Source organism: Parasphingorhabdus sp. JC815 (genome assembly GCF_040717415.1).
In the GTDB taxonomy this organism is placed as follows: domain Bacteria; phylum Pseudomonadota; class Alphaproteobacteria; order Sphingomonadales; family Sphingomonadaceae; genus Parasphingorhabdus.
This window is the reverse complement of record NZ_JBFEFM010000003.1, coordinates 44,090-63,471: the sequence shown is the minus strand read 5'-3', so window position 1 is coordinate 63,471 and position 19,382 is coordinate 44,090. Positions and strand designations below refer to the sequence as shown.

Below are 19,382 nucleotides of genomic sequence, written 5' to 3'. Positions count from 1 at the left end.
AAGATGCACTTCACCACATCATCCCTTATCTGACGGTTTCACCGCCGTTAAGCTTCAGGATATGTAGCTGATATAAGCACTGATGGGTGCGTTATTGATATGTCTATCCTTTCGGTGAAGGATGGGCCACAAGTTGTAAGCGCGCTATACCGGAAATATATTCTAGAAAGGCTAATGGTAAAAAATGGTTGATTATATGAAGCGAGTTAAGATTTGTTCGAACCTTTGAAAGTCGCGTTTCAATATATCATACCTAAGCGGGGGCTGACTGCCTTTGCCGGCCGCATTGCCGGAGCAGAATTAGGCAAGCTGACGACCCGGCTAATAGGCTGGTTCATTAGCAAATATGCAGTTGATATGAGCGAAGCCCACAATCCGGATATCACCACGTATAAAAGTTTCAACGCCTTCTTTACCCGTCCGCTAAAGGACGGAGCGCGACCAATAACGGATGCAGATTTTTCCTGTCCTGTGGATGGAGTCATCAGTCAGCTTGGTGCGATTGATGACCATAATATTGTGCAGGCCAAAGGTCATCTGTTTACGACGACTGAGTTGCTTGGTGGCGATACAGATTTGGCAGCAAAGTTTCAAAACGGGAGCTTTGCCAATCTGTATCTATCCCCTAAGGATTATCATCGATTGCATATGCCTTGCGAGGGTAGGCTTACGCGTATGATTTACGTGCCAGGCACTCTGTTTTCCGTTAATCCCACCACTTCACGCAAAGTACCCAAGCTTTTCGCGCGAAATGAGCGGTTAATCTGTGTGTTTGAATCACCCGAACACAGCACTTTCGTAATGGTCCTTGTCGGCGCTACAATAGTCGGCAGCATGGCAACAGTCTGGCAGGGCATAGTTAAGCCAAAGCCCGCTAACAGGATTACACAGTGGACATATTCTGATCAGAATATCATTCTCGAGAAAGGCGAAGAGATGGGGCGATTCCTGCTGGGTTCTACTGTCGTCATGCTGTTCCGTCCGCACACTATTGCTTTTTCAGCCGACTGGGCACCGGAGAAATTGGTGCGTCTGGGAGAAACAATGGGCAATAAACCCCATTAAATCTTCGTGGCTATGTAAGCACTCGTGAAATAGCTTTTCTAGGCTCCAGAAGCGCGAAGCTAGGATAGAGTTATTAACATATCTATTTGCCTACGATTGATGCGACCATTTCGATAGTATCAGCATCTACCGCAGGTTTATCCCAACGGATTCTGTTGATCCGCGGAAACCGCAACGCATAACCCGATTTATGGCGTGGACTTTGGTGTGCAGAGTCAAAGGCGATTTCAAAAACCAGCTCTTTTTTTACCTCTTGTACTGGTCCGAAACGTTCCTTTTTATTGTTGCGAACCCATTTATCAATTTCTTTAAGTTCTTCGTCTGTGAAACCGAAATAAGCTTTTCCGATGGGCAGAAGTTGTCCCTGCTCTGACCATACGCCAAATGTATAGTCGGAATAATATGATGATCGTTTTCCAGTGCCGCGCTGAGCATACATTAAAACGGTGTCCAAGAGGAAGGGATCGCGCTTCCATTTATACCATGCGTGCTTTGGGCGGCCGGCAACATAAGGTGAGGCCCGTTCTTTGATCATCAGCCCTTCGATAAGCCCCCCGGTTTGCGCTGCTTTTTGGCGTAAAGCATCGAGGTCCGATTTGTCATCAAATGGCAAGATTCTCGAAATCGAGAACCGGGTTTTATTCCGCACCGCCATAAACTTTTCAAGCTTTTGTCGTCGCACATCAAAGCTTTTACTTTTGATGCTTTCTCCGTCCAAAGCCAGCATGTCATAGGCCATGAAATGTGCCGGCAATTTTTCCATGATGCTCTTGCTGGGTTTCTTTTTATTCAAACGCTGTTGAAGATCATTGAAACGGCCGATCTCCTCGCCCGTTCTAACCAAAAGCTCCCCGTCCAATACCCCTGTAAAATCACAGGCTGCGATGAGGTCAGGAAAACTGTGCGATATATCATCCCCTTTACGTGAAAAGAGCTTGGTTTCCGAATTATTCGCTGCAATCTGGACACGAATGCCATCAAACTTCCACTCAATAGCATGTGTTTCCGGTGCAATTCTGGAAAAGTCTTTGTCTTCGATTGGATGGGCCAACATGACCGGGGAATAGGTCAAGAGACCGGAAACATCAGGAATAGGTGCCTTTCCATCAATCCATGCGAAAAGCTCTGTGTACGGGGGTTTAATGGCGTGCCAAAGCTCCTCTATAGTATCAAGATCCACATCTTTCATATTTGCTATAGTGCGTTTGACTGATCGCGCCGACATGCCAACCCTCAGACCCCGTGTGCCGAGTTTTAGCAAAGCCCAACGCTGGGGAGGCGTCATATTATCGAGCAACTCTGTCAGATATTCGCTTATGCCTGCTTTGTCTCGCGCGTGAAATTGCGCGATAACCTCGGATAGACTTGGCAACCGGTTTAGCCTCCGCGCATCAGGTGAAGGCCGCCACGCGAGCGCAACGGTTTCCGATAGTTCACCGACATAATCACGCGATATATCAAACAGGAACGGGTCCATACGTTCTATCATAAGCTGTTTGGTCAGGCTGCGTTTGAATAAATCAAAACTCAATGTGCCAGCAATCGCGGCAGTGGCCCATCCCCGGTCAGGGTCAGCTGTCCCGCGAAGATAATCGGCAAATATAGCCTCTTTGGCTTTTGTCGAATTTGTAAAATAGAGATCATCTAATAAACGTGAGAATCGCTCCATTATTCCGGCTCCTCATCACGCCCGATAAGGTTCAACGCTTTCGCTTTGACGCCGCGCTGCTCCAATGCATATTGTAACGCTTCTACGCGGCCATGAGTAATCCATACGTCCGGAGCACGGGTAGCTAGTGCTGTTTCAATCAAGTCATCCCAATCGGCGTGATCAGATACTATTAGCGCCATTTCAGCGCGTCTCTGGCGAACGCGTGCGCGAATTTGCATCCACCCCGAGGCCATAGTCGGTAAAGGGTCCGGCATACGCCGCGACCATCTGTCTCCCAACGCGGATGGGGGACAAAGGATAATTTTTCCCCGTAAAATATCCCGATCCTTCACGCCAATCTCTGAAACGGGTTGCCATTCGCCGAAATCAAAACCGAATGACTCGTAGAGTTCGGTTAGCTTTTTAAGCGCACCATGAATGTAGAATGGATGGGAATAGCCTGCGTTTCTTAGTGCGAGCATGATACGTTGGCATTTCCCTAAGGCATAAACACCGACAAGGTGGGATCGCTCAGGAAAGACTTCCATTGATCGAATAAGTTTGCTTATTTCTTCTTCCAAAGGTGGATGTTGGAAAACCGGAAGGGCAAATGTGGCTTCGGTTATAAATACATCGCAGGGAACTACTTCGAACGGTTTGCATGTTGGATCGGGATGCCGTTTGAAATCTCCGGAAATCACTACCCTCTGCCCGTCATATTCCAGTACCGCTTGAGCGCTACCCAGAATGTGACCGGCAGGTGCCAACCAACATGTGACCCCGTTACCAAGGTCATAACCTTGTCCATAATTTAAGGAAACGCCGCCTTTAACAGAGATATCAGAATAGCGAGTACGCATAATGGCCAATGTCTCAGGCGTTGCGAATACATCGCCATGTCCCGATCGGGCATGATCTGCATGGCCATGCGTGATAATGGCTCTATCAACTGCATCATGCGGATCAATATAGCAATTTGCCGGAGCGCAATAGAGACCTTCAGGTCTTACATGCATCCATTTTTCGGCTCGAGCATTCATTATAGACTATCCTGATCTGCACGACAGAAAGATACTAATGCCAACTGCCAGTATTACTGATAACCCGCATATAAGCTCAACGGTTCCGTTAAAGTTTCCAGTTCCCATGGAAAAATGGTTTGCGGATCAAAATTGGCATATTCGGGATTATCAACGCGCGATGGTTGATGCCTATAATAAACGGGAAGATACATTACTCATCGCGCCGACAGGCGGCGGTAAAACACTGGCAGGGTTTTTGCCAAGTTTGATTGCTTTGTTCGACAAGCCCGCCAAATCACAAGCGAATGTTAAGACGCTTTATATCTCTCCGCTTCGTGCTTTGACCAATGATATTGAACGCAATCTTGCGCGGCCGATAAAAGACATGAACCTGCCCATCACAATTGGTGTCCGCACAGGAGATACCAAAAGTTCTCAACGGACCAAGCAGCGAAAAACGCCGCCCGATTTTTTGCTTACAACACCTGAAAGCCTTATGCTTTTGTTGTCCTATGATGATGCGGAGGAATATTTTGCTAATCTGGATGTAGTTATCATTGACGAGCTGCATAGTTTTGCCACAGGCAAACGGGGAGATTTCACCTCGCTGGCGCTGGCGCGTTTAAAAACTCTTGCTCCAGATCATGTGCGCTTTGGTTTATCGGCTACAATTAGTAACCCGGAAAATGCCGCACGTTGGCTTGGCCCCACAGGATCGAGCGCGAAGGTACTAGAAGTCAAATCATCTACCAGGCCAAGCATAAGCGTTATTGAAACGGATGCGAGGATACCATTAGGCGGGCACAGTCCCCATTATGCTATAAAGCAGATTTACGACGAAATATTATCGGCAAAAAGCGCAATTATTTTTGTCAACACGCGGGCGCAGGCAGAGCTCTTATTTCAGCAACTCTGGCTGAAGAATGACCGGAATTTATCTATTCTTATTTATCACGGGTCTTTATCCCGCGAAAAACGCGAGAAAACAGAATCCTTCATCGCTAGTGGTGCCATGCGGGCTGTGGTGTCTACATCAGCTCTGGAAATGGGTATTGACTGGGGCGATGTTGACAAAGTTATTCAAGTCGGGGCGCCGAAAGGGATAAGCCGCCTTTTACAGAGAATAGGACGTTCAAACCATCGGATGGATGAACCCTCTCGAGCCATTATGGTACCTTGTAATCCGTTAGAGGCGGTTGAATGCGAAGTCGCCATAGACGCCATTGCACAAGGCCACCGTGATGGTGAGGATTATCATGGTGGTGCGCTGGATGTTGTGGTGCAATATATTGTCAACCGCGCTTGTGCCAGTCCGGTGAAGAAACGCGAATTATACAATGAAATACGCAGCGCTCACCCATATAGAAACTTATCCGAAGGGGATTTTGAACGATTATTGGAGTTTGCACAAAATGGAGGCTATTCTCTAAAAGTCTATGACAGGTACCAGCGCCTTCAGGCGACATCGCTAGGATATAGAATAGTCAATCGTGAACAGGCGCTGCGTCACCGCATGAACATCGGGACAATAGTGGAAGATGCAAAAATCAAAGTGCGTCGCATGGCTGGTCCTAAATCCAAACGCGGACGAATTATCGGCGAGATAGAAGAGCAATTTGTTATGAACCTTGTTTCTGGCGATACATTTGTATTTGCGGGGGAGGTTTTGCGTTATCAAGGCATGAAAGACAGGGTGATTGAGGCGCAACCAGCTCCCAAACACCGAGCTAAAGTCCCCGCTTTTTGGGGTGGAATGATGCCTTTATCATCTTATTTGGCAGACGGTGTACGGCGCGTTCTGGCAGACCCGGAACAATGGGCAAATCTCGCACCTCAAGTACAGTCTTGGCTTAGGTTGCAAAATAAATTTTCAGAATTGCCGAAACCACACGGCGTTCTGGTCGAAAGCTTCTTTGATAGAGGAGATTATGTCACAATATTCCACACATTTGAGGGAAGGAAGGTGAACAATGCTCTGGGATTTTTATTGACCCGCCGCATGGAGAAGGCTGATCTAAAACCGCTAAATTTTAGTATAACTGATTACGCACTGACCATTACCACTTTGGAACCTGTAGAGAATGTCGATGATTTATTGACGACTGATGTTGTCGCGGGTGAATTGCATGACTGGATTATTGAATCCCCGATGGTCAAGCGCAGTTTTCGAAAAATAGCTACGATATCCGGATTGACGGAACAGCGGCAGCATGGGACACAGCGCCCGATGAAACAGATTATGTTTAGCACTGATCTGATTTATGATGTCCTTATGAAATATGAACCCGATCATATATTGCTTCGTATTTCACGTGAAGAAGCTGAAAGAGAGCTGCTCGATGTCGAGCGTTTAACTCAATGGATACGGGATATTAAAGGTCATATTCGTTTCCGTTCTCTGCCCCATGCCTCTCCTCTATCAATACCGTCGATGATGCAGCTAGGAAAAGAGAAAATCCGAGGGAAAGCGGAGGAGGAACTCTTGCGCCGTGCGAGTTATGAGAGCTTGGGCGAAGAGCTACTAACACAAGTAGAAAAAACACTAAGTGCGTAAGAGCATAGTTTACGAAAGCCACGCTGGACCCATTGTTCTGGATGCGGTGAAGGCGGCCTTCCTGCCTAGATCGAGGACGCTACTTGTCGCTGATCTCCATTTTGAAAAAGGAAGCTATTTACAATCGGCCGGAAATGCCCTGCTCCCGCCCTATGATACTCTGGAAACATTAAGCCGACTAAATAGAGCGATCGCAGCCTTTCGTCCCGAACATATCGTTGCACTTGGTGACAGTTTCCATGATGCTGGAGTGAGTGAGCGTATTGATAAGAAGCATGTCGAGATGCTTAATAACATTGTTAACAGCACGGCCAGATTCACATGGATTCTGGGGAACCACGACCCAGAGATCCCCGCTACTGTGGAAGGGGAGCGGGAAGATCATCTGGAGGTCGAAGGATTTCTCTTGACCCATTTGCCCGTTGAAGCTGGCCCGGGACAGATTAATATTTGTGGCCATTTACATCCAAAAGCCAGTTTGAAAATAGGGCGCGGGAAGCGGTCCTACCCTTGCTTCGCCTGTAGTAGTTCACGGATAATATTGCCTTCATTCGGTGCTTATACCGGTGGCCTGTCTGTCGAACATCCTGCAATCAAGAATATTCTTGGTGATAATAAGTTTTTCATGCTGACGAGCCCGAGCGGCATATATCCCATTAAGGCATTGCGGGCCGGGTGATTACTTCCGGCAACTAATCCATAAGGCATTGGCTCAATCATCAACATTTCTTCGGCTTCTATCGCTAATCCGACTTATAGAACAGCCAACTGTCTATTACTTAATGTTCCGCCATATTGCTTGTTAAGCCGGACTTTACGCTCCAGATCATCAATAATCGCGCCGGAAAAATTCACATCACTCAGATCTTCCAGATAATTGAGTCCGCCTGGTGTATCGACATTTATTTCCATCATTTTGTCACCAGCGATATCCAGGCCGGTTAAATACATACCATCATCAATCAGTTTTGGCCCGACAATTTCAGCTACCCGCATTGCCACTGCATCCGGCTTCACCAGTTTAACTTCGCCACCCGCTGAAATATTGGATCTGTGATCATCAGTTTTGCTGAACCGGTGTAAGCAGGCAAAATGGCCATCAACTTCTAAAGGGCGACCGTTCAGAGTGATCATGCGTAAATCGCCCTCTTTTGCAGCAGGAAGATATTCTTGAACAATTGCATAGCCATCGCGGATTACTGCTTCCATGATCTGGTTTAGATTCTGCCGGTTATCCTCATTGATGATGAAAACGCCCTGCCCGCCCGATCCTTGTAGAGGTTTGATCACACCTTTGTTGTCGTGGTCTTTGAGGAAGGCAATAATTTCGGTCGGTTCGCGTGTAATTGTAGTTGCCGGACGAATCTCCTCGGGAAATCCTTGAAAGTAGGTTTTGTTAACTGCATCTGTCAGATGTCTGGGGTCATTCAGCACTATGACACCATGATCACCCGCAATCTGTGCGAATAATAAGCTGGATGAGGGAGCCCAGCTGCGGGTACCCAATTCCTCGGCAGGATCGCTGCGGAGCATGAGTATATCATATTTCTCTACCTCAATCCTCTGGCGCTTTGCATCATCGGATTGAAGATGCGCGAGAAAGTTTTTGTCGTTCTTGAACTTAGTTTTTTTGGCAATTACGGCCATCGCACAAATCGTACCATGCCAGTCATATATAAAGTCACCTAATCCTATCAAAGCGACATCATGGCCACGCGCAGCAGCTTTTCGAGCAAGACGGATGGTAGTGTAATTGTCCTTTTCGGTAGCCACATCATTAACGACAAATGCGATTCTGATTTTATTCTTGGTCATTTTCCGGGCTTTCTTGATAAAGAGCATGTAGCGGTAATGACCGGACGCGCTGCAAGCGCTTTTGTGCAGCTTTGTCAAAAAGAAATTGGGGAATTATATCTGGAGGCAGAATGATACCCTGCTCCAATAGTTTCTCAAGGCTATGCAGTTGCTTAAGCGCAAATTTCCCCAGAAAAAGTATTTCCAATTCTCCATCATGGTGGAGATATGCGAGCAGTTCTGAAAGACCCTTCAAATATAGTGCGTCTTTTGTCAGACCTCCACCCCGCTTGGCGCGAAGTGCTGTATCAAATGCCACCTCTGATTCCATATGGAACTCGTCGACAAAACATGCATAAATGTCAGCACCGCTAAATTCATCAACCGCCATATGCGCTGCGATCACACGTGCGGCCAAAACCCGCAGCCGGTCGGCTGGCAAATAGCCTGCAAGATATTCCGCCAAAACGGCCAAACCTTCTTGTAGCTCATCATAATCGGCAAGCCCGCCTGCCAATGTATGGAGCGGCTGACACCGGCCATTATGACGGGTAACCACATGGGTTCCGATTTCATGCTGGATTAAGGGCGCGATCCGCGAATGTGCAACTTGGTAATCTGTTGCAATATGGAGATTGCCAAAGCTGGTATATAAAGCAGTCCCCGGATTAGGATCGATAATGACATCGCAGGTAAAATCGGGGTTTATGGTAGAATAAAATGCTGTCGCTTTACGAGCCGCATTAGCAAAGTCATTGGCATCGCTGTCCTGTTTGTCGCTCGACTTGTTCGGGACATTGGACATTATATCTTGTGCTTGTTCAAGTAGATGCTCGTCAACACTTCCGAACAAATCTACACTAGCCAATATAAACCCCTCACGATCCCGCATACGCACCAGCTCTATTTGCCGATCCAGTTCGCGTTGCTTTTCGAGCAAAAGTGCTTCGATCAAAGAATTCTCAATCTTGTCGATAGGAAGAGCGAATAGGTTGCGCCGGAGAACAGGCGCGTCGTTGCTCAAACCTTCTCCATATTCGCTATCCGGCATATTACGATAGCCAGAAGCAATAAATTCATGCTTGATCGCATTAATGTTGACCGGCGTTAATCGCGTGAGCCAATCAATTTGGCTATCCATCCTAGCAAGCTCTTCGTCTACCTGAGCCTCTACCACAGAAAGCCTGGTTCCGCGCTTATGGCTATTATCTGCACGCACTGCGCCAAAACTCTCGCTACTCATAGAGTTGCCTTTGTCATATGGCGCAAACTATCGCGAGCCACATCAACAGCGCGAAACAAACCTTCACGTAAATGTTGAAGCGCCAATATATCGACTTGTCCGGTCCATTCATCCATGAATGACTTTTTATATTCCAGAGTAATCACACATGCATCATCGCCATAGGTTTTGTGCAACCATTCCGGAAAATGACCGCCGTCTTTCCAGCGCACATTGACCCCGACATCCGGTAGTCGTCCGCATACAGGCATATTGCCCAATTGATAGGCCATGCGGTTAAGTAGCTTGCCATAAATGCTGTGGTTCATAGTTGTGGCTCCCAGATCAATATCGGGATTCTCATCTTTTGGTGCAGCAGGAGCATCGGCACCATCACGGCGATGATTATAACTATGGATATCGAGCAATAATATACGGCCATAGCGCTCTATCATCTTGTCACAATGCAAGCGGATCATCGCGTAAAACTCGTCATATATTTGCATGGATTTTTCTATTTGATCCTTGGGCAGATCGCTGTTCCATATGGTTAACCCCCATTGATCGTCCGGATTTGTTGAAATCGCTTTTTCGCGAGGGCGGTTCAAATCAACCTCGAAACGAGACTGGTTCGCGCGCAAGTGGCTATCTCCCACGCCCAGAAAATAATCTGTCATAGGATCTTCTTCGCGTAATCTGTCAGCTTCACTAATTTCTAGCCAAGGCAAGATTTCGTAACGTATCGAATGTCCGGCGTGGATTGCGGTTGTGATTACCGGACCGTTTTGAGCAAAAAAATCCCATGGGCGGGTTTCGCTATTTTCAGATAGATTAACGTCATTTCCCGCAGTTCGACATTCTGATATCTTATAAGGTAATTCCATATCCTAACTACTCAACCCATTAGAATAGGATCAGTTCCACCTCCTATTGGGTCTCAGTAGTTCGTAAATTAACTGTGTCGCAGCTCTTCGGGCATAGCGGCGCATTAGTCTTTAACTATCCCGGCTATTCGCAGCCGGGAAATTTGGTCATCAATCTCCTGCGTAAATGTTCGCCCCGCTACAGTTAAATGCCCGCAATCGAAATTAGCGGCGATCGACAGATGGGCCGCAAGTATACCGATAGCCCGCAGTGTCAGCGATACAATTTCCTATTCATGATAGCTATGGATAGGACCATCCATCATGCTCCACCCGAAAAATACGCAGCGGCGAACCGCGCTGGGTTGTATCGGCACGCAGATAGAAGGTTGCGCGCTGTGGCTCGCCGAAATTAGTAAAATCTACATGCACCGTCACCATACCGCGCAACATTGGCTGTTCGGGATCGGCGGCAATGCGGGTAACGCGGCCATCGAAATCCTGCGCCCCATATAGAGGATGGGCACCGATCCGGCCCGCCCGCAACAAGTCGACGATGTCAGACGTGAAATAGTTGCTTGCAGTTCTGCCCTGCAAAGGATCGGTCCCTTGTCCACGCTCGGCACGGGCCTGAGCGTCATACAGCTTGCGGACGATTGCGGTCGCTTCGACCACTGGCGAAGCGCTGGTCGAGGTTTTGGTTGATGCGGTCTCCGGGGCTGTTCTTGCAGTCGGACGTTGCGCGGCATCGCCGTGATCGGGAGTGATAAACCGTTGCGCGACCCAGCCGGCCTTGGTCATTGACGCATTACGCATCAAACACCAACGCGGCGGAAGCGCCTTGGTCTGAGCAGCAGTTAGCGCATTATATTGCGTTGGTGTATAAAGCGGTACACAGGTGATCTGCTGAAGCCCGCGTTCGTTCGCGGAGAAGCTCTCAATAACCGGATATTGGGTGCCCGGTCCCATGCGGACGTTCAGCGCATCATTTTGAGCCACACCAGTCACGCGCCAAGCATCGGGCCCGTGCCCGTCTATCTGGGCCTGAGCACCTGAGGCCACCATAACCGATAGCACACCCATTATCGCAGCGAACTGCACCGCTTTACTTATCTTCATCAAGATCACATTCGCCTCCTTCAATGTAAATCCGGTTTTTTCCTAAACCGAGCGTTGATATATCGAACGAGTGACAGCCCGCTATCGAATATTTTGACCTTTACGATCGGCATAGAAAATCCGCTAAAGATAAGGTTATAGCCAGTTCGAGGCAAATGCCACATCTGTCTTCAAAGGACATTTCTTATCGAACAGTCCTTTTCATTCTCCCCCAAACCGCAACCTGATACCTCCGTTCACGGTGAATCCGTCAAGCGGTGCCCATGCGTCCACCGTCCATTGTCCGCTTGCGTCCCGTTGCGGCAATAATAAAGGGTCGTGGCGTGTCTGCCGCACATTGAGCAGGTTTTCAGCGTTCGCGAACAGACTGATCCGTCCCAGAACAATCTCACCCAGAATACCAAGATGCACATAGGGCTTGCTGCGAGTGCGATAGGGATTATCCTCCAGCGACTGTTTGCCAGTGTAATAGGCTTCGATCCCGATCCGCCCCTTGCCATGTTCTTCCCACATGCCCACTAGTCCGGCAGTATGGCGCGGAGACAGGGGGACTTCTCGCCGCCCGAAACCGGTAGAATCAGGTTCGCGTGCATCAACATAAACATAGCTGCCTGTGACGGTAAAACCGTTTTGCTTATAGCGGACGAGCAATTCTGATCCGCGCACCTTGGTCGTTCCGTCCACGTTAACAAGGGCTACGCGGTCCGGCGCGATTTCCTGCAAACGTGTTGCGTTCTTGATATCAGCACCGAACACCGTCACGCTTGCTTCAAATGGACCGCTGGCATAGCCGATATCGAGCGAAGCCGTTGCAGCGGTTTCAGCTTCCAGATCGCCAAGAGGTTCAAGCCGCGAAAGTCCGGCAGCCTCGATTTCGTCGACAAAGGGATTGGGCGCAAAAAAGCCGCCACCAAGCGATCCCCGGATAGTCCAGTTACCGGGCCGGTATAGAGCCGATAAACGCGGGCTAAACTGGGTGCCAAATTCATCGTGAAAGTCCAGCCGGCCGCTTCCGGCCAGAGTGAGATCTGCCGTTGCCTCATGTTCTACTTGCGCGAAGATGCCGGGCACATCATAGCTATAATCGAACGCCGGAAATGTTTCCGAACGGAAAGCATCTGATTGGAAAGCGACCCCGCCAACCCAGGTGGTTGCTCCGCTTTCACCCGAAACGGAGGCTTCGGTGAAAATACTTTGGTGCCGGTCATCTTCTACAATTGTTCCAAAGCGGTGCAGATGGTTTTGCCGCATGGCGGATGCGCGGAAATGCAAGATCATGGTGTCACCTAATGGTGTTTCACCGACAATCCCGGCATCGAACCGCTCCGTGTCCTGTGTTTGCGGGAAGGATGTGCCATCAGGCACGGTTTGGCCGGGCAGCGTGCCGCCAATCCGCTCTTCCGTCATCGCACCGAGCGTAAGATACAGGGAACTGCCGTTGCCATCATCCCATTCCAGACGCGGACGGGCGGTTAAACGCTCATATGAGGCTATGTCATACCACCCGTCGCCATCAATATCCTGTCCGGTCTGGCGATGTGAGCCAGCAGTTAGCGACAGACCTAGATTGTTGTTCAACGGGGTAGAGATATATCCGGTCAAATCCTGCCCGTCGCGCGTAGTTGCGTTAGCCAGTATCTCGGCTTCAAAAGCATCGCCAGGCCGCTTGGAAATCAAGTTGATAACCCCGCCAAGCGCAGAAGGGCCATATAAAGCGGAGGCAGCACCCTTGATAATTTCTACCTGACCGAGATCGGTAGGCGGTATTTGCAACAGGCCAAGCGACGCGGCTTGGCCGCCGTAAAGCGGCAGTCCATCGGCCAGCAGCTGCGTATATCGCCCTTCCAGTCCCTGAATCCTGATATTTGCAGCGCCAAGTGCCGGTGACGTGACCTGCACGCGGACGCCGCCGGTTTCTGCAACCAGCATGGCAATATTACCCGGCCGCATGATAGCCTTTTCCTCGATCTCTTCTCCCACAATCACTTCGACGCGAATAGGCTCATCCTGTACTCGGCGACGATTGCGGGTTCCCTGCACGATGATGACCTGTTCGGCTTCTTCACTGTGATGATCGTCCTCATGGTCCGCTTGCGGGTGGTCTGTCACGGAAGAATCTTGTGCGAATACCGGAGCAGATAGGAATAATGGAACAGCAGTAGCGACCAGCCGCCAATTCAAAAGGGAATGGTTCATTGTAAATCTTTCGTTATTGATATGGTAAATTCAGATGCAGATCATAGCTGCACAAGTTCTTTGCGCGCTTGGGAAAACACGTCGATACTCCCCCAAATGGCCAGACTGGCCATGATTGATGCGACTAGTAAATCAGGCCACGCATTGCCGGTGCCAAATACACCCAGCGCAGCAACGAGCACAGCGATATTGCCAACCGCGTCATTACGGGAACAAACCCATGCGGAGCGCATGTTGGCATCGCCTTTGCGAAATCGCAGCAGCAAAATTGCGACGATGATATTGACGATTAGTGCTAGCGTTCCAATCACTCCCATTGTCTGCGGCTCGGGTTGGGATCCAGCGAAAAAGCCATAGATCGCGTAACCGATAACCCACAGTCCAAAAGCAAGCATTGTCGCGGCCTTGACCAGCGCCGCACGCGAACGCCAGCTCAAAGCCATACCAGCGACAAACAGACTGATCGCGTAATTGGCGGAATCGCCAAAGAAATCCAATGCGTCAGCTTGCAGTGCGCGTGAATCCGCCGCCACACCTGCGACTATTTCCACCGCAAACATTGCGGCATTTGCGTAAAGCGCAAACCATAGCACTCTGCGCCATTGCAGGTCATTGTGGTTATTTCCCGTATCGGCGGGAACATCGCAGCAGGTTTTTGCCATGAAACGCGTCTCTTGTAGTTTCGAGTCGCTAAACCATATGCACCCTGTAGCTACTAAAGGGTCAAGAAATGTTTATTGGTGAATTGGCGAAAAAAACGAATACCAAAGTGGAAACCATCCGTTACTACGAGCGCGAGGGTATCTTACCCGAAGCAGATCGAACCTACGGAAACTATCGTGATTATTCTTCCGCTCACTTGGCAAAGCTTACATTTATCCGGCGTTCACGCGACCTTGGATTTACTATGGCCCAGGTGCGCTCGCTGCTCGATTTGGCGGATGATGAAGACCAGCCCTGCGCCGGTGTCGATGCCATGGCCCGCGATCATATTGCCAATATCGACCGTAAGATTAAAGACCTGACATTATTACGGGCGGAGTTATCGCATCTTCTTGACTCGTGCGAGAGCGAACGGATCGGTGAATGTCGTATCGTGGAAGCGCTGGGTGAGAGGCGCTGAGAGGAGAGATGCTTTTACACAACCGCAGTGATGGTTTTGCATCAATTCTTACCTGAAGTTCGCTACGTTACCTTATGACAAAACCTCAACCGACCAACATTCGCGCATTGCCTGTTCTGGCAGCTATCCCCTATCTGGCGTTGCTAGGTGGGATGGTGTCTTTGTCGGTCGGGACTTCCTTTGCGAAACAATTGTTTCCAGTGATTGGCCCGGAAGGAACATCATCCCTGCGGGTCGGCCTTTCGGCCCTGATACTGATCTGCCTATGGCGCCCCTGGAGGTTCAGACTGAACAGGGCCGATGCCGGACGGGTGATATTGTACGGCATCGTGCTGGGATTGATGAATCTGACATTTTACATGTCCTTGCGAACTATTCCGCTGGGACCAGCGATTGCCATTGAATTCGCCGGACCATTGGTCCTCGCTTTAATCCATGCCCGTCGCTGGATCCATTTTGTTTGGGTGGTCTGCGCTATATTGGGCCTTGGATTATTACTGCCTATCCGCGGCGGCATCCACGCGCTAGACCCCGCTGGAGTGGCTTTTGCAGCTATAGCAGGCCTATTTTGGGCTCTTTATATTATATTTGGCAAGCGTCTATCGCACATGCACGCGGGTCAGTCTGTGGCATTAGGAATGAGCACAGCCGCTGTCGTCATCCTGCCATTTGGCATTGCAAGCGCAGGCCCGGATCTTTTTTTACCGTCGGTCCTGCTGCTGGGCCTAGGCGTGGCTCTGGTATCGAGCGCCTTGCCCTATTCACTCGAAATGATCGCCCTGCGTCACATACCCGAACGGACCTTTGGTGTTATGCTCTCAGCGGAACCGGCGATCGGTGCACTTGCAGGATTATTCCTGCTCCATGAACAGCTTAGCGGACTGCAATGGTTGGCGATCGGTTGTATAGTTATCGCCTCCATTGGTGCGATCCTTACGACGGAACCGAAGGATAACCCGATCACCGTAGCCGGAGGGCCAGCCTAGACATTTTATCGCTGGCTGCACTGGCGACGGACAATTAGCTTGGATAAATTACCGTGCGTGCCGGATCGAGCGAGACACATATCTGTGCCCCCACTTCCGGTAGTGATGTTCCACTCATCCGGGCTGTTATCATGAGATCCTGTGCGGCGAGTGTGACAGTCTGGAAAGCCCCTCCGAACCGCACATCGACAACTTTTACGGGAACACCGGCCATATCAAAGCGCAATGCCTCAGGCCGGATCATCGCATTGGCCTCGCCATCCGGCATTTCCGGAGCCGGAATGATACCAAAAGGGGTGTTGGCCACGCCGCCACTAATACGCACAGGCAGGATCGTTGCCTCACCGAGCAGACGCGCCGCTTCGATCGACACCGGCCGCAAATAACATTCTGGCGGGCTTCCTGTTTGAAGGATGCGGCCACCCGCCATTAGCGCCAACTCATCCGCGATCAACATCGCCTCCTCCGGGTCATGGGTAACGATAAGAACGGCCGTGCCCGTGGTACGCAGATCAGCCAGCACAGATTGCCTGACGGTCGCGCGCAGATGGCCGTCGAGGCCGGAAAAAGGTTCGTCGAGCAACAGCACCGACGGCGACCGCGCCAGCGCTCTAGCAATAGCAACCCGTTGTTGTTCACCACCCGAAAGCGTATGTGGCCATTTGTCAGCCAGAGCTTCCAAATGGAATTGTGCCAGCAACGTCATGACCCGCTCCCGGCGCTGGGATGCCGGCAGGTTTTTTAAACCAAAGCCAATATTGTCTGCCACGCTGAGATGCGGGAATAGCGCAAAATCCTGAAACACAAGTCCGATACCCCGATCTTCGGGGGCCACCGTCTTACCAGGAGCGGATACAATAGTGCCGCCAATCTCAATTTCTCCGCTATCGACTGGCTCTAGACCAGCGACCAGACGCAATAAGGTGCTTTTTCCACAACCTGATGGTCCAAGCAAACAGGTTATGCGCCCCGCATGAAGTTTAAGCGTTGCATTCGCAACGGCATTGCGATTTTCATATATTCGCGAAACGTCGCGGGCAGTGAGTGATGGAACTGTCATTAACCTTCAACTATGTACCCGGCCGGGAGAAAGCAATCTTGCGTGTCAACCAGATGACTGCCGGTAGTGAAAGCAGGATGATAAGAATAGACGGTGTTCCGGCCTGCTCCAACCTCTCATCGAGTGCATAATTATTAGCGACGACCGCGAGAGTGTCGAAATCGAATGGCCGCAAGATCAAAGTGGCTGGTAATTCCTTTAGCACGTCGATGAAAACGATGAGGCTGGCAGTCAGCATGGCTCCGCGTGCGACAGGCAACTCGACAGCCAGAGCGCTGCTGGTTTCGCTCCGTCCAAGGCTACGCGCAGCATGGATCATTGAAGGGGTTACGCGGGTCAGTCCCGCGTCGATCGGTTCAAGTGCAGCGGCCATAAGTCGTGCGGCATAGGCATAGATAAGGAGAGCGATGGCAATGATATAGCCCGAATCCGGCATCAGATTCCAGATGATACCGGCCGGTACAAGCAAACCAATAGCCATCACCGCACCGGGCGTCGCATAGCCCAGACTAGCCAGTCGCGCTGCCATCGGCAGGCGCCGTGTGCCGAGCGCTAGCATAGTTGCAAGTGCCACAGTGACGGCTGAGCCCATGATACCAAGCATCAGGCTATGGCTTCCCGCCCGTAACAGGCGCGTCCAGTCCGGGCTGGTATCCAGAGCGTTAAACAGCAACCAGCCCACCGGCAAAAGCAGCCCGGCGGTGATGAGTAACAAGCAGAAAGCCGAAGCAAGCCAAGCCCTGCGGCCTGACAAGTTTTTTACAGGCAACGTCCGCCATCGTGCATTTCCTGCCTCATGCAAGCGTCCAGGCCGTCCGCGGCGTTCAATCCACAACAGCAGAGCAGCGGTGGCAAGCAATGGCAGTGCAAGGCGTGCAGCGCTAACGGTCGAACCATAGACCGACCATGCCCGCACAATACCCGTAGTCAATGTCTGCACGTTGAGGAACTGTACCGCACCGTAATCAGCGAGTGTCTCCATCACAGCGAGCGCAACACCAGCCGCCAGCGCAGGCCGGGCCATCGGCAATGCTACGCGGTACAAAGCAAGCCAGCCGTCGCAGCCGAGCGTCCGCGCCGCTTCGGTGACGTTCACCGACTGATTAAGGAAGGCGGCACGCATTGCGAGATAAACATAAGGGTAAAAAGCGAAGGAAAGCACAAACACCGCGCCGCCAAGTCCGCGCATCCCGAATGGCAGGTCAAAGCCCATATTGCCGCGCATCGTCATGCGTAAGGGCCCTGCGACATCGAACAGATCTGTATAAGCGTAAGCAAGTGCGAAAGCTGGAACCGCGAGTGGCAAAGCTAGCGCCCAAGCGAAGATATCACTACCTGGGAAACGATGCATAACGATTAGCCATGCCGCAAGCGTGCCCAGAACGGCAGTAGCCCCACCCACAAAAAGGGCGAGCCATGCCGAGGTTGCGGCATAGCGGAAAATATCGCGTGCGGCGATGTCAGCCGTCTCTCCGAACAGTGCAGTTGTAATGACACCGAGCAACGGCAATAGGGCCACGAGTCCGGCAATTGCCGCCAGCATGAAAGGAATGGATATACGCCGTCGGGCGGCGAAAAATGCCTCTACCGCCACCCGGCCTCGCTCATCAGAGATTGAGCTTCGGGTTGCCGTACTGCAAAGCGAGAGACGTTCATCGGATTAGCCGTGAAGTCGGCATAAGCGTCTACAGGAGCCGGTGCGGCAACATCGGGTGAAGCCGGAAATTCATTATTTTCGGCGGCAATGTGAGTTTGCACTTCTGCCGACGTAAAAAACTCCAGTAAGCGTATCGCATTTTCCTTATTCGGAGCGTTCGCAGCTACACCTCCGCCAGATATATTTATATGCGCGCCCTTGCCGTCGAGACTTGGAAACCCGAGTTTGACCCGCTCGGTAAGTTTACGATCCGCTTCGTCATCACCGTTGGCTAAACGAATATAATAATAGCTGTTGGTCAGCGCGACTTCACACACGCCAGCACCCACCGCACGGATCTGGTCACGATCCCCCCCTTCTGGTGGACGTGCCATATTTGCAACGATGCCGCGCACCCATTTCCCTGCCTGCTCTTGTCCCCAGGCTTCAATCAGCGCGCCGACCAGTGAAAGATTATAGACGCTGTCAGATGAACGAACACAGATTTTACCTCGGAATCGAGGCTCGGCAAGTTTGGCGTAATCGTTAATCTCTTCAGGTTTCACCTTGGCAGAGTCATAGGTAACAATGCGTGCCCGGCGCATAAAACCATACCAGTTACCATCCGGTTCACGCAAGTTTTCGGGAATACGGGTGGTCAAGATCTTTGACTCGACAGGCTGAAACAGTCCCGCTTCTTGTGCGCGCCAAAGGGCACCTGCATCTGCGGTAATGAAAAGGTCTGCCGGGCTATTTTCTCCCTCGCTTTTCATACGGGCAATGAGCTGGTCAGCATTACCTTCAATGCGATTGATCTTGATACCGGTTTCCTCGGTGAAGCGATCGTAAAGAGGCAAGTCACTGTCATAATGCCGCGCAGAATAAAGGTTCACTTCCTCAACTTCAGCTTTATCGTTGCCGTCAGAACAGCCAGCAAGCAAAATGGTTCCCAGCAGAGTTGTTACTATAGCGCGTCGTGACACAGTTTGATTCTCTCTCAATTTCAGGCTTGAATGCCTAGGCGACTAACGCTGTTGCGAATTATTTGCAACAGCTAAGCCAAATATAACCAATCTGTGGATCATCATGCA

The 19,382-nt window shown here is 50.6% G+C and carries 16 protein-coding genes; 5 read left to right on the top strand and 11 right to left on the bottom strand.

What is annotated here, in order from left to right; translation table 11 throughout:
• Positions 1–213: 213 nt before the first annotated feature.
• On the top strand, positions 214–1,065 hold the full coding sequence (asd, locus tag AB1K62_RS08445; protein ID WP_367002911.1) for an archaetidylserine decarboxylase: 852 nt from the start codon (positions 214–216) through the stop codon (positions 1,063–1,065).
• An 82-nt stretch (positions 1,066–1,147) separates the two neighbouring features.
• Here asd and AB1K62_RS08440 read toward each other — a convergent pair whose 3' ends face one another.
• The gene (locus AB1K62_RS08440) at positions 1,148–2,734 is read right to left on the bottom strand and encodes a cisplatin damage response ATP-dependent DNA ligase (protein ID WP_367002909.1); all 1,587 of its coding nucleotides are present in this window, start codon (positions 2,732–2,734) and stop codon (positions 1,148–1,150) included.
• Positions 2,734–3,756 carry a ligase-associated DNA damage response exonuclease gene (locus AB1K62_RS08435; protein WP_367002908.1) on the bottom strand — a complete coding sequence of 341 codons (1,023 nt, stop codon included), beginning with the start codon at positions 3,754–3,756 and terminating at the stop codon, positions 2,734–2,736. The genes AB1K62_RS08440 and AB1K62_RS08435 overlap by 1 nt, the downstream gene beginning before the upstream one ends.
• A gap of 37 nt (positions 3,757–3,793) precedes the next feature.
• Between AB1K62_RS08435 and AB1K62_RS08430 the strand changes: the two genes are divergently transcribed.
• Together AB1K62_RS08430 and pdeM are read left to right on the top strand one after the other, a co-directional pair.
• A complete protein-coding gene (locus AB1K62_RS08430) occupies positions 3,794–6,292 on the top strand; it encodes a ligase-associated DNA damage response DEXH box helicase (protein WP_367002907.1) in 2,499 nt (832 codons plus the stop codon).
• Entirely contained in the window at positions 6,285–6,971 is a 687-nt protein-coding gene (gene pdeM, locus AB1K62_RS08425; RefSeq protein WP_367002906.1) for a ligase-associated DNA damage response endonuclease PdeM, read from the top strand. The genes AB1K62_RS08430 and pdeM overlap by 8 nt, the downstream gene beginning before the upstream one ends.
• A gap of 74 nt (positions 6,972–7,045) precedes the next feature.
• Here the strand turns inward: pdeM and AB1K62_RS08420 are convergent, their stop codons facing one another.
• The 6 genes from AB1K62_RS08420 to AB1K62_RS08395 form a co-directional block, all read right to left on the bottom strand.
• On the bottom strand, positions 7,046–8,107 hold the full coding sequence (locus AB1K62_RS08420; protein WP_367002905.1) for a glutathione synthase: 1,062 nt from the start codon (positions 8,105–8,107) through the stop codon (positions 7,046–7,048).
• Positions 8,094–9,329 carry a tyrosine/phenylalanine carboxypeptidase domain-containing protein gene (locus AB1K62_RS08415; protein WP_367002902.1) on the bottom strand — a complete coding sequence of 412 codons (1,236 nt, stop codon included), beginning with the start codon at positions 9,327–9,329 and terminating at the stop codon, positions 8,094–8,096. Before AB1K62_RS08415 ends, AB1K62_RS08420 begins: the two co-directional genes overlap by 14 nt.
• Positions 9,326–10,192 carry an N-formylglutamate amidohydrolase gene (locus AB1K62_RS08410; protein ID WP_367002901.1) on the bottom strand — a complete coding sequence of 289 codons (867 nt, stop codon included), beginning with the start codon at positions 10,190–10,192 and terminating at the stop codon, positions 9,326–9,328. The genes AB1K62_RS08415 and AB1K62_RS08410 overlap by 4 nt, the downstream gene beginning before the upstream one ends.
• Before the next feature lie 282 nt (positions 10,193–10,474).
• On the bottom strand, positions 10,475–11,290 hold the full coding sequence (locus tag AB1K62_RS08405) for a hypothetical protein (RefSeq protein ID WP_367002899.1): 816 nt from the start codon (positions 11,288–11,290) through the stop codon (positions 10,475–10,477).
• A 201-nt stretch (positions 11,291–11,491) separates the two neighbouring features.
• A complete protein-coding gene (locus tag AB1K62_RS08400) occupies positions 11,492–13,486 on the bottom strand; it encodes a TonB-dependent receptor (RefSeq protein ID WP_367002897.1) in 1,995 nt (664 codons plus the stop codon).
• A 41-nt stretch (positions 13,487–13,527) separates the two neighbouring features.
• Complete coding sequence (locus AB1K62_RS08395) at positions 13,528–14,148, bottom strand: cation transporter (protein ID WP_367002895.1); 621 nt, start codon at positions 14,146–14,148, stop codon at positions 13,528–13,530.
• Positions 14,149–14,216: 68 nt separating this feature from the next.
• On the opposite strand from AB1K62_RS08395, the gene AB1K62_RS08390 reads away from it, so the two are divergent.
• Together AB1K62_RS08390 and AB1K62_RS08385 are read left to right on the top strand one after the other, a co-directional pair.
• A complete protein-coding gene (locus AB1K62_RS08390) occupies positions 14,217–14,609 on the top strand; it encodes a helix-turn-helix domain-containing protein (protein ID WP_367002893.1) in 393 nt (130 codons plus the stop codon).
• 74 nt (positions 14,610–14,683) lie between these two features.
• Positions 14,684–15,595, top strand: coding sequence for a DMT family transporter (locus tag AB1K62_RS08385; protein ID WP_367002891.1), 912 nt, complete (start codon positions 14,684–14,686; stop codon positions 15,593–15,595).
• 34 nt (positions 15,596–15,629) lie between these two features.
• On the opposite strand, the gene AB1K62_RS08380 is transcribed toward AB1K62_RS08385, so the two are convergent.
• Genes AB1K62_RS08380 through AB1K62_RS08370 form a run of 3 tightly spaced genes read right to left on the bottom strand, consistent with a single transcriptional unit; the run spans position 15,630 to position 19,274 of the window.
• Positions 15,630–16,655 (bottom strand): ABC transporter ATP-binding protein, encoded by a 1,026-nt coding sequence (locus tag AB1K62_RS08380; RefSeq protein ID WP_367002890.1) that lies wholly within the window; start codon positions 16,653–16,655, stop codon positions 15,630–15,632.
• Between the two features lie 10 nt (positions 16,656–16,665).
• Positions 16,666–18,249: an iron ABC transporter permease gene (locus AB1K62_RS08375; protein WP_367002889.1), complete on the bottom strand. Its 1,584-nt coding sequence runs from the start codon at positions 18,247–18,249 to the stop codon at positions 16,666–16,668.
• On the bottom strand, positions 18,240–19,274 hold the full coding sequence (locus AB1K62_RS08370) for an extracellular solute-binding protein (protein ID WP_367002887.1): 1,035 nt from the start codon (positions 19,272–19,274) through the stop codon (positions 18,240–18,242). The genes AB1K62_RS08375 and AB1K62_RS08370 overlap by 10 nt, the downstream gene beginning before the upstream one ends.
• Between the last annotated feature and the right edge of the window lie 108 nt (positions 19,275–19,382).